13 protein-coding genes are annotated in these 15464 nt (G+C 43.3%); 1 reads left to right on the top strand and 12 read right to left on the bottom strand.

Features of this window, described 5'->3' with window-relative positions; all coding sequences use genetic code 11:
* Position 1 precedes the first annotated feature (1 nt).
* From rsgA to P9989_RS10125, 11 genes are all read right to left on the bottom strand, one after another.
* Positions 2–883: a ribosome small subunit-dependent GTPase A gene (gene rsgA, locus P9989_RS10175; protein WP_283078640.1), complete on the bottom strand. Its 882-nt coding sequence runs from the start codon at positions 881–883 to the stop codon at positions 2–4.
* Positions 884–2905 (bottom strand): Stk1 family PASTA domain-containing Ser/Thr kinase, encoded by a 2022-nt coding sequence (gene pknB / locus P9989_RS10170; protein ID WP_283078639.1) that lies wholly within the window; start codon positions 2903–2905, stop codon positions 884–886.
* Positions 2905–3648 (bottom strand): Stp1/IreP family PP2C-type Ser/Thr phosphatase, encoded by a 744-nt coding sequence (locus tag P9989_RS10165; protein WP_390307308.1) that lies wholly within the window; start codon positions 3646–3648, stop codon positions 2905–2907. The genes pknB and P9989_RS10165 overlap by 1 nt, the downstream gene beginning before the upstream one ends.
* A gap of 319 nt (positions 3649–3967) precedes the next feature.
* Positions 3968–5317: a 16S rRNA (cytosine(967)-C(5))-methyltransferase RsmB gene (gene rsmB / locus P9989_RS10160; protein ID WP_283078638.1), complete on the bottom strand. Its 1350-nt coding sequence runs from the start codon at positions 5315–5317 to the stop codon at positions 3968–3970.
* Entirely contained in the window at positions 5310–6257 is a 948-nt protein-coding gene (gene fmt, locus P9989_RS10155; protein ID WP_283078637.1) for a methionyl-tRNA formyltransferase, read from the bottom strand. Before fmt ends, rsmB begins: the two co-directional genes overlap by 8 nt.
* 20 nt (positions 6258–6277) lie before the next feature.
* A complete protein-coding gene (gene priA, locus P9989_RS10150; protein ID WP_283078636.1) occupies positions 6278–8689 on the bottom strand; it encodes a primosomal protein N' in 2412 nt (803 codons plus the stop codon).
* On the bottom strand, positions 8686–9891 hold the full coding sequence (gene coaBC, locus P9989_RS10145; protein WP_283078635.1) for a bifunctional phosphopantothenoylcysteine decarboxylase/phosphopantothenate--cysteine ligase CoaBC: 1206 nt from the start codon (positions 9889–9891) through the stop codon (positions 8686–8688). The genes priA and coaBC overlap by 4 nt, the downstream gene beginning before the upstream one ends.
* A 118-nt stretch (positions 9892–10009) precedes the next feature.
* The gene (gene rpoZ / locus P9989_RS10140) at positions 10010–10237 is read right to left on the bottom strand and encodes a DNA-directed RNA polymerase subunit omega (protein ID WP_283078634.1); all 228 of its coding nucleotides are present in this window, start codon (positions 10235–10237) and stop codon (positions 10010–10012) included.
* Positions 10227–10853 (bottom strand): guanylate kinase, encoded by a 627-nt coding sequence (gene gmk / locus P9989_RS10135; protein WP_283078633.1) that lies wholly within the window; start codon positions 10851–10853, stop codon positions 10227–10229. Before gmk ends, rpoZ begins: the two co-directional genes overlap by 11 nt.
* 12 nt (positions 10854–10865) lie before the next feature.
* Complete coding sequence (gene remA / locus P9989_RS10130; RefSeq protein ID WP_079529790.1) at positions 10866–11129, bottom strand: extracellular matrix/biofilm regulator RemA; 264 nt, start codon at positions 11127–11129, stop codon at positions 10866–10868.
* 126 nt (positions 11130–11255) lie between these two features.
* Positions 11256–12086 carry a YicC/YloC family endoribonuclease gene (locus P9989_RS10125; protein ID WP_283078885.1) on the bottom strand — a complete coding sequence of 277 codons (831 nt, stop codon included), beginning with the start codon at positions 12084–12086 and terminating at the stop codon, positions 11256–11258.
* Between the two features lie 279 nt (positions 12087–12365).
* Here P9989_RS10125 and P9989_RS10120 point away from each other — a divergent pair, with 279 nt between their 5' ends.
* The gene (locus tag P9989_RS10120) at positions 12366–14072 is read left to right on the top strand and encodes an Rqc2 family fibronectin-binding protein (protein ID WP_283078632.1); all 1707 of its coding nucleotides are present in this window, start codon (positions 12366–12368) and stop codon (positions 14070–14072) included.
* A 308-nt stretch (positions 14073–14380) separates the two neighbouring features.
* On the opposite strand, the gene P9989_RS10115 is transcribed toward P9989_RS10120, so the two are convergent.
* Positions 14381–14815 carry a cell wall hydrolase gene (locus P9989_RS10115; protein WP_283078631.1) on the bottom strand — a complete coding sequence of 145 codons (435 nt, stop codon included), beginning with the start codon at positions 14813–14815 and terminating at the stop codon, positions 14381–14383.
* Positions 14816–15464: the final 649 nt, after the last annotated feature.

The following is a 15464-nucleotide window of genomic DNA, read 5'->3' as shown; positions in this document are numbered from 1 at the left end:
GTTAATACCTCGGCTTTCTGTTATAAATTTCTTCAACGAATTGTAAATAATGTTCATATCTTTGTTGGGCGATCGAACCGCTTTCTACTCCTGCTTTCACGGCACACTTGGGCTCCTTATTGTGGAGACAGCCCCGGAACTTACATTCATCCTGGACAGCAACAAACTCAGGAAAACATTCACTTAATTGATCCAACTGAAGACTGCCGAACTCTAATGAACTAAAACCGGGTGTATCTGCAACTAGTCCACCGGCAATTTCGTAAAGTTCTACATGTCTTGTAGTATGTTTGCCTCGTCCAAGACTTGCTGAAATTTCATCCGTATCGATGGCCAGCCGGGGATCGATCGAATTCAGCAGTGAAGATTTGCCCACTCCAGACTGCCCGGCAATTACAGTAGTCCGGCCAGCTAAATGAGACTGCAGCTGATCAATCGATTGTGAATCATTTACCGAGGAAAGGATTACAGGGTATCCTATCCCCTCGTACAAATTCTTGTAGTTTTCCATCTCTTGTAACACTTCATCTGCCACCTGGTCTAATTTAGAAATAACGATTAACGGTTCAATACGCTTTGCCTCAACAAGGACTAAGAATCGATCCAATAACAACGAGTTGAAATCAGGGTGGACGGCAGATGTTACAATCAGAGCTTGGTCAATATTAGATATCGGCGGTCTTACGAGCTCATTCTGCCGTTCTTCAATGGCAAGAATATAACCTTCTTCGACCGTTTCTGCTTTAAATTCCACAAGATCTCCCACAAGCGGGGTTATCTTTCGTTTCCTAAATACACCTCTGCCTCGACACTGATAAACCGTTCCCTCATGGAGAACATAATAAAACCCGCTTAATGCCTTTATTATTTTACCTGTTGCCATTTATTCACCTTCTTCATATGGCACCGTTTTTTCCTCAATTACTTTATCACCTAGCTGCACTTTATATGATGCTTCCTCTTTTGGCTGAATCGTAAGCGTAAACTCTACAGTAGTATCTTCGGTAATTGTTTCTTCACGGAAAACTTCTTTCATTTCATGGTTGGCGTCATTAATATAAATGAGCACGGTTTGTTCCTTTTGTTCTGCTTTCTCATCGTACGGGACCTCTACCTGGATTGTCTCTTCTCTTGGAGGCTGTTCTTTCGGTCCCAGCGAGACTACCAGATTAACAGTTGATCCTTCCTCTATTTCACTTAACGCTTGCGGCTGATGGCCAATAACGTGGCCTTCAGGGATATCAGGCGAGTGTTCCTCTGTCACTGTTGCATTCAGGTTGTTCTCATTTAGATAGTTTTGAGCTGACTCAAGCGTCTCTCCTTCTAGAGATCTTAGAGTGACAGTAAGTGGCCCAACGCTGACCCTGAAAATAACACTCGTTTCCTCTGGTACAACTTCCTCATCCTCCTGAGGCTGAATTTGTTCGATGATCTCACCTGCAGGCTGATCCGAATTTTCGTCGATAGCGAGAACACTTGAATAACCCTGATCTTCAAGCTCTTGTTTAACCCTGTCAAAATCTTCCCCTTCGTAATTGCCAAACTCGACCCGTTCTTTACCTTGACTCGTATAAACGGTAACTTCCGATTCTTCCTTTATGACCATTCCCGCTTCAGGGTCTGTTCGAACCACAAGTCCTTCCTGCACTGTGTCAGAATAGGTGGGTTCACGTTTTACGTTCAAACGAAGCTCACTTAGCTGGTCATACGCTTCTTCATACTCCATTCCTTCAACATCAATCATTTCAACATCATCTGGCTGCAGAAGACCTGGTACGACAAACAGCGCAATAGCACCGGCTGCGGAAAGAAGTAGGAAAATGATTAGTAACCATAACAAAGGTCTTTTCTTCTTCTTTTTCTTTTTCTTCTGCTGTTTTTTGGATTTTTTGTGAAGCTTCTTGGCTTGTTTCTTTTCTTTTTTTGAAAGGTTTTGATCTTGACTGACTTTTGTTGCAGCACTATGGACGATCGTATCGTCTTCAGCATCGTCTCCATAATTTTCCTCAGTAATTACCGGGATCGCCTTTGTCTGCTCTTCATCCCCATCATTCGGAGTAGTAAAAATCGGTTCATTCAGGCGTTCAGGTTCAAGAGCTGTTTCTAGATCATACTCCATTTCCATGACAGAATCGTACCGATGAAATGGATCCTTGGCGGTTGCTTTTAACACGATATTCTCTACACTTTGAGGCAGATCTGCAATCCAGCGCTTTAGCGAAGGAGTGTCATGCTGTAAATGCTTAAGAGCAATGGCTACTGGGGATTCTCCTGAAAAAGGCAGACGTCCTGTTAGTAACTCAAAAAGCACAATCCCTAATGAATAAATATCAGACTTTTTAGTGGCCATGCCACCTCTGGCTTGTTCAGGTGATAAGTAATGAACAGATCCGAGTACAGAGTTCGTTTGCGTTAAGGCTGTAGCACTTAATGCCATGGCGATTCCGAAGTCTGTAACTTTCACTTGCCCATAATGGTCAATTAAAATATTTTGCGGTTTAATATCACGGTGCACAATTTCATTGTCGTGGGCATGAGAGATAGCTGAAGTAATCTGCCGAATGATATCAATCGCGTCTGCTGCATCAATTGGACTGTTTTTTTGAATGTATTGTTTCAAGGTCATGCCATCAACGTATTCCATTGCCATAAAATATAAATCTTCTTCTTCACCTACATCGTAAATGTTCACAATGTTCGGATGAGATAGGCTTGAGGCAGACTGCGCCTCGCGATGGAAGCGGGCAATAAATTCATCATCGTCTCCATGTTCAAGTCGTAACACTTTAATCGCTACATCTCGATTTAAAATCGTATCGTGAGCTAGATAGACGTTGGCCATCCCTCCCCCGCCGATCATCTCCATAATTTTATATCGTTCGTTCAGGAGACGATTATTCATCATTAGTCAGCACCTTCTTTCGAATCTGTGTGACTATAATGAATGACAGCAAGGGTGATATTATCTTCGCCACCTCGTTCATTGGCCAGATCAACCAAGGATTGACAAAATTCTTCCCATTTCCCGTTAAAGGCTGCTAATTCCTCTATTTCATCATCAGTAACTTTATTGCTTAACCCATCAGAGCACAGCAGCAAACGATCATCTTCATCAAAAGAAATCGTGAGAATATCAGGTGTGATCTCTTCCTCTGTTCCCAGCGCTTTTAATAGCACGTTCTTTCTAGGATGATGTTCCGCCTGCTCTGAGGTTATTTGACCTGAGCGAACTAACTCGTTCACCAGTGAATGGTCCTCGGTAACTTGTTTAAATCCGTAATTATTGGCTAAATAACAACGACTATCACCAATGTGGGCGATCGTTGCAAAGCCATCTGTACAAATTGCAGCCACGAGAGTGGTTCCCATCCCCTGGCACTCTTCATGCTGATTCGCATGTTCTTGAATATCCTGATTTACTTCGAGTACCGATTGCTTTAACCAACCTTCTGCCTCGTCTGGTGTGTTAAAAGCACCAGCTTCCTGCCACTTATTATGTAAGACTGTCACAGCAAGTTGACTCGCTACATCTCCTGCACGGTGACCGCCCATCCCATCTGCAACAACAGCTAGCTTCTGCCCGGATTCACTATTAAAAATTCCGCCAGCATCTTCATTATGATTTCTAACTTTTCCTTGATCTGTCATAAAGCAGTCGAACACGGTCTTCACCTCGTTTCTTCGTTTCGCTCCATCGTACGAAGCGGGTCACATGCTGAATGTGACCTTAATCGTGACAAATAGCACCCTTATTTCTTCTGTTCCGGTGTCTCCCCAGGTTGTGAGAACACTTGACATTTAGTGTACAGGAAACCACTTGGATTTAATACTGTTCATGGTTCGCACATATACAGCCGTTACGTAATCAGAATAACCATAATCACGCTGTCTTAAAACCGTTGCCTGGAAGAATCGCTGTTCATTTATAAAAATACAACTTTACAAAGGAAAGTAGTCATGCTCGTTTTTAGTGTTTTTTCACCATTCTCGTCAAAAAGAATCCATCTGTATCCCATTGCTGTGGAAACAATTGAAGCCCGAACTCTGTATGTCCAACTGAATCCTGCAGCTCTTCAGGCAAACTTCCTGCAAAAGCCGGGTCAATTTCAAATTCGGGATGTTGCTGTAAAAAGTGTTCAACAGCTTGCTCATTCTCGTGACGATCGACTGTACAGGTACTGTACACAAGCTTTCCGCCTACCTGTAACAACGGCGCTACGCTGTCCAGTAATTCATCTTGTATGTTTCTAAGAGCGATGATGTCTGATTCGTTTTTGTGATACTTAATATCAGGTTTCCCTCGCATAACACCGAGTCCTGAACACGGGGCATCGAGAAGAATGCGGTTAAAGGATTCATTTTTGTGGAGTTCGTGCAGTCGTCTCGAGTCCGCTTGCTTTGCTTCAATGGATTGAAGTTGGAGCAGCATCGCTTTGTCATCGACAAGCTTGGCTTTCTTATCGTGTAAATCATACGCGATAACTGAGCCTTGATCTTCCATTTTTTCGGCAATATGAGTCGTTTTGCCGCCCGGAGCACTACAGGCATCAAGTACGGTCAGCCCTGGTTTCAGATCCATCATTTCAGCTACAAGCATCGAGCTTTGGTCCTGGACGGTAAGGTATCCTTCCGTTAATAAGCGATCGTCGATGATACGACCTTCCTCAATTAAGAGTCCTTGACTTGACAGCACGCTTTCCTTACCAGTAATTCCACGCTCTTTCAATTCCGCCATGGCTTCTGCACGGGAAATACGCAATGGCTGAATCCGAACCGACATCGGAAGGCGTTTTAAATTCTGCGTGCACATTCCCGCTGTCAGTTCCCAGCCATATTGCTCCACCCAGCGACTGACCAGCCAGGTTGGATGACTGGTCTCAATGGCGAGGCGTTCAACTTTATTGTCAATTGTAGAAGGATCCTGAACTCCTTTACGCTGCACGTTACGGAGCACCCCATTCATGAATGATGCGATCCCTTTGTGTCCCCTTGTTTTAGAAATTTCCACGGCTTCATGGATGACAGCATGGTCCGGCACTCGTTCCAAATACAGCATTTGGTAGACCGACATATAAAGCAGCCACTTCACCCACGGCTTAATTTTCTTTTGTTTGGCGATGTACAGTTGAATTTGAAACTCGATCTTACGCTTGTTTTGCAAAGTCCCATAAACGATTTCCGTTAATAACGCACCATCTTTGTTCGATAAGCTGCGCTTGTTCATTTCCTGGTCTAACAAAACATGACTGTATCCGCCCTGTTCGCCAATTCTCGTCAGTAAATGTAAAGCAGATTCTCTCAGTACGTATTTAGCCATCGTGCTCCCCCAATACTTCCCCGGTCGTCAGCGTTTGGCCGGCACCGTTTAAAAAGGCCTGTCCATTCATGCGCTTTTTCCCTGCAGGCTGAACATCCGTAAGTTTCACAGCTTTTCCGTCACCTGTTTGCACGAGAAATCCATCTTCCTCCCGTGCTAATACAGTTCCGGGGGCCTGTTCATACTTTCCGTCTACCTTGGCCGCCCACCAGACTTTCAATGGTTTTCCCTTCCAGTAGGTAAAGGCAACGGGCCACGGATGCAGGCCGCGAATCTGATTGTACACCGACTGCTGATCTAGACTCCAATCAATCCACTCCTGTTCTCTCTTGATATTCGCAGCAAAGGTCGCTTCCTCATCCACCTGCTGATGTGGAGTAATTTCGCGTTTTAAAAGCGGCGGCAGCGTTTCCATAAGTAAACGTGATCCGGCCTCTGCTAATTTATCGTGTAATGTACCTACGTGATCATCATCCTCAATAGGCACGCGGACTTGGGTCAGGATATCGCCCGCATCAAGCTTTTTCACCATATACATAATAGTGACACCCGTCTCCTGCTTGCCCTGGATAATCGAATAATGAATCGGTGCACCGCCTCTAAGTTCTGGTAACAGAGAAGCATGAACATTGATACATCCGTGCTCAGGAGCAGTAAGTAAAGCTTCGGGCAGAATTTGGCCGAAGGCAGCTGTTACGATGAGCTCAGGCTCATACGATAAGACTTCCTCATATTCATCTTTTATTTTCTCAGGTTGAAAAACGGGGATTCCCCACTTCTCAGCCGCTGCTTTGACAGGCGGAGGTGTGAGGGTGCGTTTGCGGCCTTTCGGGCGATCTGGCTGAGTAACCGCTAATACGACTTCATAATTGTGTTCAACTAGCTGTTCCAGAACAGGAACAGCAAAGTCAGGCGTTCCCATAAAAACAATACGTGTCATCTGGCGAAAGAGCTCCTTTCTTACATTAGCTGATACGGCTGGAAATCTACCGTGATCTGCAATCCGTTTTCTTGCTTCATTTCATCTTCGTAATAGTGAAGGATACGCTGCACTAATTTCCGCTGCTCGGGTTCCTTCTTGTATTTTACCATGCATTGGTAGCGATATCTATCGTTGATCCGGGTTAACGCAGAGGGGGTCGGGCCTAATACATCGGCACCCTCAGTCAGCCGTTGCCCCATAAATTGAACAATTTTCTGGGTGACTTCCTGAACCTTTAATTGCTTCGGATGAGATACAGTAAACAGTGTCAGGAAATAATAAGGCGGGTAGTGAAACGCCTTCCTTAATTTCATCTCTTCTGCGAAGAAGGCCTCATAGTTAAACTGGCTTGACAGCTGAATGCTGTAATGTTCCGGGGTATAAGTCTGGATGATCACTTCTCCCGGCAATTGATGGCGTCCTGCTCGTCCACTTACTTGTGTTAATAGTTGGAACGTTTTTTCAGATGCACGAAAATCAGGCAGGTTGAGCAGCGAATCAGCTGCGAGCACACCGACAAGTGTCACATTGGCAAAATCCAGCCCTTTCGCGATCATTTGCGTTCCGAGTAAAATATCCGCTTTTTTTTCTCCAAATTGCTGGAGGAGACGCTCATGGGACCCCTTACGCCGCGTTGTATCCACATCCATCCGAATGACGCGGGCTTCAGGGATTAACTGCTGCAAGGCTTCCTCTATTTTTTGTGTACCGGTTCCAAAATAGCGAATCGTTTTACTTTCACACTCCGGACACTGCGCCGGCATTGGCTCTTCATGTGAACAATAATGGCATTTTAATCTTTCTTGTCTTCTATGATAGGTTAACGCAATATCACAATGGGGACATTCTTTCACATGACCACAATCGCGGCACATAACGAAAGTTGCGTATCCGCGGCGATTGAGAAACAGAACAATCTGTTCTCCTTTGGCGATACGATCTTCTATATTCTCTTTCAATTGCCTCGAGAACATCGACCGATTCCCCTCATGCAGCTCCTCTCTCATATCGACCAGCTCAGCTTTCGGCATCATTGCATCATTCATCCGCTTAGACAGAGTGAGCAGTTGGTAATTGCCTTTAACAGCTCGAGCATACGTTTCAAGAGCGGGGGTTGCACTGCCGAGCATAACAGGACAAGTGTGAATTTTCCCTCGTTCAATAGCAACATCACGAGCATGATACCTCGTGCGATCCTCTTGTTTATAGCTTGATTCGTGCTCCTCGTCAATAATAATAATGCCGATATTTGTAAACGGAGCAAAGATAGCAGAACGAGCTCCGACAACGACCTGGACCTCCTGCCGCTGAATCTTTCTCCATTCATCGTATTTTTCACCGGCCGATAACGCACTGTGCAATACGGCCACTTTTGAGCCAAACCTGCCTTTAAATCGTTCTACCATTTGCGGCGTTAATGCAATTTCCGGAACGAGCATAATCGCTTCCTGGTCTCTGTCAATGACCTGTTGAATCGACTGCAGATACACTTCGGTTTTTCCACTGCCGGTGACACCGTGCAATAGAAAAACGTCATGTGAATTGTCTTCAATCGAAGCAAGCACAGGTTCAATCGCAGCCTGCTGTTCTTCTGTTAACGTAAAGGGCTGGGTTCTTTCAAATTCTCTATGACCATACGGGTCTCTCAGCACCTCTTGCTTGTACTCTCTTAAGATGCCTTTCTCAATCAAGGGTTTAATCGTTGCCGCAGTTGTATGCAGTGTCTGAAGCAGCTGCTTTTTCGGAACAGGCTGCTCATGTTCGAGAAAGTATTGGATCACAATGCGCTGTTTATTGGCTTGTTTAGACAGATCTACTAAAGATTCTTCTAACTCGATAGCATCTTTCTGCGGTTCGACCATCGTCGTAGTCCGCTTCGTTTCCCTGCTCTTCACCTCATAATGGACATCAATCCATCCGTCCTCAATCATCGTCCTCAGCTTCTGGTAACTCAGATTTGACTGCTGGAACTCTTCATAATCAATCACGTCTCTGCCCGCAAAAACTTTTTCCAGTTCTTCAGGCAGCTCCTCCTCGGTTGTGATCCACAATTCTTTTCGATATTTGGCTTTTAACACTTGAGGCAGCATTACTTGCAAACAGGAAATATAGTAACTCAACGTTTGATTGGACAACCATTTTCCAATTTGAAGCAGCTCTTTCGTTAAAATCGGAGTCAAATCAAGTACATCGACAATATCCCGGACTTTATCAAAATCGCTATGATCGGTCAGCGAGACGACATAGCCCATAATCTTTCTCGGGCCAAATGGGATGATCACCCTTACACCTGGCTGGACAACCCCTGAAAATCGCTCGGGAATGCCATAATCAAAGGGGCGATTCGTATTTTGCGAAGGAACATCGACAATTACTCTGGCAATGTTCAAGACTCTTCACCGACAAGTGCCTCGCTTGCCATTTGTAAAATATTTGCGGCCAGCTCATCTTTCGACATTAACGGCCAGTCAACTCGCTTCCCGTCTTTCGCTAAATAAACAGAGGCGTTTGTATCGGTACTAAAACCAGAGCCTTGCTCAGCTATGTTATTCATCACGATAGCATCAAGGTTCTTCTTAACGAGTTTTTGCTCACCGTAATATTCAAGATCCTGGGTTTCTGCTGCAAAACCGATCAAATATTGATGCCGTTTGCGTTCCCCAAGTTCTTGTAAAATATCGTGCGTCCGCTCCATCTCCACCGTATAGTCACCGGGTGATTTTTTCATTTTTTGGTCAAAAACCTGCTTTGGTCTGTAATCAGCTACGGCAGCCGACTTAATAACAAGGTCACTCGCGTCATAACGCGAAAGCACCTGTTCGTACATGTCCTGCGCTGTCACTACATCAACTCTGTTTACTCCTCTTGGTGTATCCAGATCGACAGGACCTGCTATTAACGTAGTGTCTGCTCCCAGGGCTGCTGCCTGGCGTGCCAGAGCAAATCCCATTTTTCCTGAGGAAGGATTCGTAAAATACCTCACCGGATCAATTTTTTCTCTTGTAGGACCGGCTGTTATGAGTACGCGTTTTCCTGATAAGGACAGGCTTTGTGTGGACTGATGCTGAAGAACTGACACAATCGTTTGCGGTTCTTCCAGTCTTCCTTTGCCTACATAACCACAAGCTAAATAGCCTTCTCCTGGCTCAATGAACCGGAACCCCCATTGATCAAGTTTTTTTAAATTACTGATGACAGATGGGTGGCTGTACATATGTACATTCATCGCTGGAGCTATATAAACCGGGGCTTCTGTAGCCAGCAACGTCGTGGATAACATATCATCAGCAATCCCATGAGCCAATTTTCCTATTATATTGGCGGTGGCAGGAGCAATTAGGAACAAATCTGCCCAATCTGCCACATCGATGTGCTGAATTTGTGTGGAATCATGTTCCTTGAACGTATCGGTGTAGACAGGCTGACGACTTAATGCCTGAAAGGTCGTGCCCCCGACAAACTTTAAGGCACTTTCTGTCATGATGACCCGTACTTCAGCGCCTGCCTGAACAAGTTTACTTGTTAAATCTGCGGCTTTATAAGCAGCAATCCCCCCGCTAACACCTAAGACGATCTTTTTCCCTTGTAGCATATTTCACCATTTCCTTTCACCCTTACCTCATCCTCGGCAGGATCCTATTGTCAAAAAAATCCTATGCAATAAGGAAAAGCCGCGCTCTCTTCTCGGGTCAGCGCGGCTTGTAGTAAAATTATAGTGTTTCCGTTCTAGATTGAATCTGATCACTATGAGTATAATCGAGTTTTCCAGCCTGTATTTCTTCCAGCGCCACGCCAACCTGCTGGCTTGAAGTTGGATTTTCAACCATTGGAGCGCTTCCCTGCTTCAGTTCACGCGCTCGCCGGGCAGATAAGGTGACGAGAGTGTACTTTGATTTGATTTGCTCTTGTAATGAATCAATTGATGGCTCAAGCATCATGTTGATCAGCCTCCAGTGCTTTTTTATATTGTTGTGATACTCGCTCACGCTTGCAATGTTCACTCGCTACGATCGACTGTATTTTACTGACAGCATGATCGACTTGATCATTGACCACGACGTAATCATAAGCATCCATCATCTCAATTTCTTCTTTAGCCGCCAACAGACGATTCTTCACTTTATCTTCTGTTTCTGTACCGCGGTTTACAATCCGATCCTTCAATTCTTCAAGGGAAGGGGGAATGAGAAAGACGAATACCCCTTCTGGAAAGTTTTCTCTAACTTTGAGGGCGCCTTGTACTTCAATTTCCAGGAAAACATCTTTCCCTTCATTAAGGGTATCTTCGACGTATTGCTTAGGAGTTCCATAGTAATTCCCTACATATTCAGCATGCTCAATTAATTGCCGCTGTTCAATAAGCCTTTCAAATTCTGCTCGTGACTTAAAAAAATAATCAACGCCATCCACTTCGCCTTCTCTCGGCCTTCTCGTTGTCATGGAGATGGAATAACGAAGGTTGGTCGATTGTTCAAATAATGCTTTACGTACCGTTCCTTTCCCTACACCAGAAGGCCCAGAAAGAATAAATAAGATACCTTTTTCATCTATCACGTTTGGACCCTCCTAATTCTCATCTGACATTTCATCATTACTGATTACACGCTGTCCAACTGTTTCTGGCTGCACTGCCGACAGCACAACATGATCGCTATCAGTAATAATAACGGCACGTGTTCTTCTGCCGTATGTAGCATCTACTAATTTATTATTATCTCTTGCTACGGTTATAATACGTTTAATCGGCGCGGATTCTGGTGAGACAATAGAAATGATTCGATTAGCTGATACCACGTTTCCAAAGCCGATATTAATTAACTTTAAACTCAACGACGTTTCCTCCTTCTAACGAGACAGATCTACTAATGGTCGCTTAACCGTCACCAAAAAAAATGGCCACGTTATTAAACGAGTATTACTTCTATTATATGAAAAATACCTAGCAAATCTCAATCTTTATTCAATATTTTGTACTTGTTCTTTCATTTTCTCTACTTCACTCTTCAATGTCACTACACTGTTGGACAACTGACTGTCATTTGATTTTGAACCAATCGTATTAATCTCCCGGTGCATTTCCTGAACGATAAAATCGAGAGTACGTCCAATTGGCTCCTGTTTTTCAAGGGTGTTGTGAAATTGGTCAATATGCGAATATAGTCTTGTGACCTCTTCCGTTATATCACCTCTTTCAGCGAGCAAAGCAACTTCTTGCAGCACCCTGCTCTCCTCAGAAGCAATCTCTTCATTGATAAATGTCTCGATTCTTGATAACACTTTAGCCTTGTATTCATCTACAATCACGGGCCTTCGTGCTTCTATATCAGCCACCGTATCTTTCATAGAATGGAGCCTATTTAGAAGGTCCTGAGCCAGTCGTTCGCCTTCCTGATTTCTCATTTCAATCAGTTCAGCACACGCTGCATCGAGCACGCTTAGAAGCTCCGCTTTGATTTGATCGACGGGTTGATCCGTTTCTCGAACTGTAAAGATCCCCTCTAGCCCGGCTACCGTATCAATTGAGATGTCCCCCGTCAACTTGTACTGGTCCTTTACGTTACTTAACTTGGTTATGTACTGATCAAGAAGCTCATCATCCGCTTCAAGCCGTTTATACAGCAGACCTTCTCCCTCTGCCGTAAGAAAAAGATCCACTCGACCGCGACTAAGCTTCTGTTTGATGTAACGTTTCATAGCCTCCTCAAGAAATAAAAAGTTCCGCGGTATTTTAGGGGAGATATCTAAAAAACGATGATTGACACTTCTCAGTTCAATAGTCAGCCTCATACCAGCGGATTCTACAGTGTGTCGTCCATATCCTGTCATACTTTTTACCACTTGTTATCACACCCAAGGTTTAATTTTACGTTTCTTTCTACAGTTTATCAAATCTCCCCACTAATAAGCTAATGTTAGACATCACGGAAAGAAAGATCACATTCAGGTCCAGTTCGCTCAAAATTGTATCTTAAAACTACATGAATTCTTTCTTATTGAACAGGCAGAGTTCTTAGGGATTTCTTAGCAAAACATGCTATACTTGCACAAGTAGAGAGGTGATGCACTATGTCATTTGACGGCATTGTAACCCGGGCAATCACTCACGAAATAAATGAGGAAGTGAAGACCGGAAGAATCGTTAAAATTTATCAGCCAACAGAAACGGAATTAGTTTTTACTATTAGAAAGAACCGAACGAACCATACACTACTATTATCAGCACATCCAAGCTATGCACGGTTTCACTTGACGAATGATCAGTATCACAACCCGAAAGAACCACCAATGCTATGTATGCTGCTGAGGAAGCACCTAGTCGGCGGCTTTCTTGAAAAGGTCGAGCAAGTGAGTATGGAACGAATCGTTAAGTTTCAAATCCGGTCACGGAACGAAATTGGTGACGAGACTATGAAGACCCTGATCATCGAAGTAATGGGGAAACATTCGAACATTTTACTTGTGGATACCGAACAAGGGCATATTTTAGACAGTATTAAACACTTGCCCCCTTCCCAAAACCGTCACCGTACAGTAATGCCGGGGCAGCCATACAAACTTCCACCTGAACAAGGGAAAACAAATCCGCTGGAGCTAGAAGCAGACGAACTAGTTAAAAAACTAGATTTTAATTCAGGAAAAATCGATAAACAAATCCTTAACACAGTCATGGGCTTTTCACCTGTGATAACAAAAGAAATTGCTCATTGTGCTCACTTAGGGGGATCGGAAGCCTATAAAAACGCCTATTCTCATATCCGCGAGCAAATCATGGACAATACCTATCAGCCTGTTATTTATTCGGGGGACCGTGAACAGTTTTACGTCCTGCAGCTTAGTTTCCTCAAACAAGACGGGACTTCCTTTCCGACAGTCAGCGCTATGCTTGATCGCTACTATTCCGGGAAAGCTGAACGAGACCGAGTGAAACAGCAAGCTGGCGACCTCTACAAATTTTTAAAAAATGAACGCGATAAAAACAAACGTAAAATTAAGAAACACGAAACGACACTGAAAAAATCGGAAGCTGCTGAAGATTACCAACGTGTTGGCGAACTGCTAACCGCCCACATGCATTTAGTAAAGCAAGGAGACGAATTCGCAAGCGTTGTTGATTATTACGATCCTGATCAAGGCGAACGTACCATTGAGCTCAACCCTAATAAATCGCCGAGCGAGAACGCTCAAAGCTACTTTCAAACTTATCAAAAACTAAAAAAATCGAAACAAGTTGTTCAGAAAGAAATTGGCAAGGCTGAAGAAGAAATCGACTATTTGGATCGACTCATCCAGCAAGTTGAATCTGCCCGGGAAGTGGATATTGATGAAATTAGAGAAGAGCTGAGAGAACAGGGCTATATGAAAAAAAGAAGTTCTTCCAGGAAGAAAACGAACAAACCTTCAAAGCCAAAGCCTGAACAGTTTACGGCTAGTGACGGCACAGCCATTTATGTCGGACGCAACAATAAACAAAATGAGTATCTTACCAATCGTCTGGCCAACAAGCATGATACATGGCTGCATGCGAAAGATATTCCTGGCTCTCATGTGGTTATTCAGGACGAAGCACCGACGGAAGACGTCTTATTTGAAGCGGCACAGCTTGCGGCTTATTTTAGTAAGTTTAGTCAATCGTCCTCTGTTCCAGTGGATTATACTCTGATTAAACATGTGAAGAAACCTTCTGGTGCTAAACCGGGTTTTGTCACTTATGACCACCAGCAGACATTATATGTAACGCCAGCTATCGAGATGATCAGGAAAATGAAACAATAGTTTGTCAAAAGGCCGCTTCCCATTAGTTGAGAAGCGGCCTACTATGCCCATTGTTCAATTCCTGCCCGATTGCTTAATACCAATTATTTCAAAACCATGCAATTAACTCAATTCTTTTCCCAACAAAAAAGACACCTATCGATTACACATAAGTGCCCTTAGCTTGAAGCCTCAATATCGAAATTTCTTACGCATCATCTGTTAAACTAACGCTCCCGTTAGCGAGCATTTATGATTAAATCTAATCTATCTGAGTGAGTTTAATTACAATATTTCATAAACTTGTTTTCCTGAAGAAATATAATAACTCAATAAACACTGGCACAAGTTCCAGCTTCTGGTTCATAATAACAATGATTTTTATAACGACCAGTTAAAGGTTGACCGTACCATGTTGGAGGACATGGAGCATATGGATTGAAATACCAAAGAGAATATTTCGCTGGGTGTTGTCTCCAAAACTTTAAATTCTTTCTTGCTAATCTTTTCTCAACAGATCTCGCTCCTTTATAAAATAGACTGCCCTTTTGAACAGCTTCAAAAGAATAATTTCCTCCTTGTACCTGAAAAATGACATCTCGAATTGTTCTTAAATTCGTAAAATCTAAACAATCCGCTACAGCCCGGTTAACAACTACATTTCCCACATACAACATTCCTTGTTTTCCTTCACCTACGGCTTCCGCTCTCATCAACCTTGCCATTAAAGCTACGTCTGAATCTCTGTATTTTACTCTTGGCATTTTTTCACCCCAGAATATTATATGAAAAAAGCCTGCTTTAATGTCCTTATTTATAAATTTCCTGAAAAAACAGCATTCAGGAATGAGGTTGCCGGTGCACCAAGAAAGTCTGCAAAAAAAGACCTCCAATAGCAGCACCTAAGATGTAAGCAATCTGCCAAGTGATTTGGACGATACCTTGGGCATTTTCAGGTTCCTGGTCTACTACAACATTAGGACTTAAACACTCCCCACCCTGGATTAGCCCAACCACATTTTGCGATCATCTTATTTGCTGGAAAAGTCCATCTGATCACGATCTTAAGTAGCTTGTTTAATATTAAAGTTTAAAACACAACAATCCAAGTAAGCTTTTGTATTTGTCATTCAAAATCTCTTGCTGTTAATAAGGTTAAGATAAATAGGGAAACCATCCTCAGAGGAAGGGTGGTTTCTTTCAGTTTTAAGATTAAGATAGATTAATCTCCGATTAAAGCGCTCCTATAAAGGAATAACAAAATATAATCTCAATCCAAAAAAAATCAATTAGTTCTTCTTGCCCTTGTTAGTTTAAGTGAACATTTTCACAATGTTACATTTCTAGTAGAAAGAAAACATTCTCATTTATTTTTAGACCTAAAAAAATGCAAAACCCCGCCCTAAAAATAGG

It is taken from the genome of Halobacillus naozhouensis (genome assembly GCF_029714185.1).
Taxonomy (GTDB): domain Bacteria; phylum Bacillota; class Bacilli; order Bacillales; family Halobacillaceae; genus Halobacillus_A; species Halobacillus_A naozhouensis.
This window is presented reverse-complemented; position numbering and strand designations above follow the sequence as displayed.

Bases quoted from the DNA above. Each gene is read 5' to 3' on its own strand.
- rpoZ (WP_283078634.1), bottom strand. From the start codon at position 10,237: ATGATGCTTGAGCCATCAATTGATTCATTACAAGAGCAAATCAAATCA.
- rsmB (WP_283078638.1), bottom strand. From the start codon at position 5,317: ATGGCTAAATACGTACTGAGAGAATCTGCTTTACATTTACTGACGAGA.
- coaBC (WP_283078635.1), bottom strand. From the start codon at position 9,891: ATGCTACAAGGGAAAAAGATCGTCTTAGGTGTTAGCGGGGGGATTGCT.
- P9989_RS10115 (WP_283078631.1), bottom strand. From the start codon at position 14,815: ATGCCAAGAGTAAAATACAGAGATTCAGACGTAGCTTTAATGGCAAGG.
- P9989_RS10165 (WP_390307308.1), bottom strand. From the start codon at position 3,648: ATGACAGATCAAGGAAAAGTTAGAAATCATAATGAAGATGCTGGCGGA.
- P9989_RS10125 (WP_283078885.1), bottom strand. From the start codon at position 12,086: ATGAGGCTGACTATTGAACTGAGAAGTGTCAATCATCGTTTTTTAGAT.
- pknB (WP_283078639.1), bottom strand. From the start codon at position 2,905: ATGATGAATAATCGTCTCCTGAACGAACGATATAAAATTATGGAGATG.
- rsgA (WP_283078640.1), bottom strand. From the start codon at position 883: ATGGCAACAGGTAAAATAATAAAGGCATTAAGCGGGTTTTATTATGTT.
- fmt (WP_283078637.1), bottom strand. From the start codon at position 6,257: ATGACACGTATTGTTTTTATGGGAACGCCTGACTTTGCTGTTCCTGTT.
- P9989_RS10120 (WP_283078632.1), top strand. From the start codon at position 12,366: ATGTCATTTGACGGCATTGTAACCCGGGCAATCACTCACGAAATAAAT.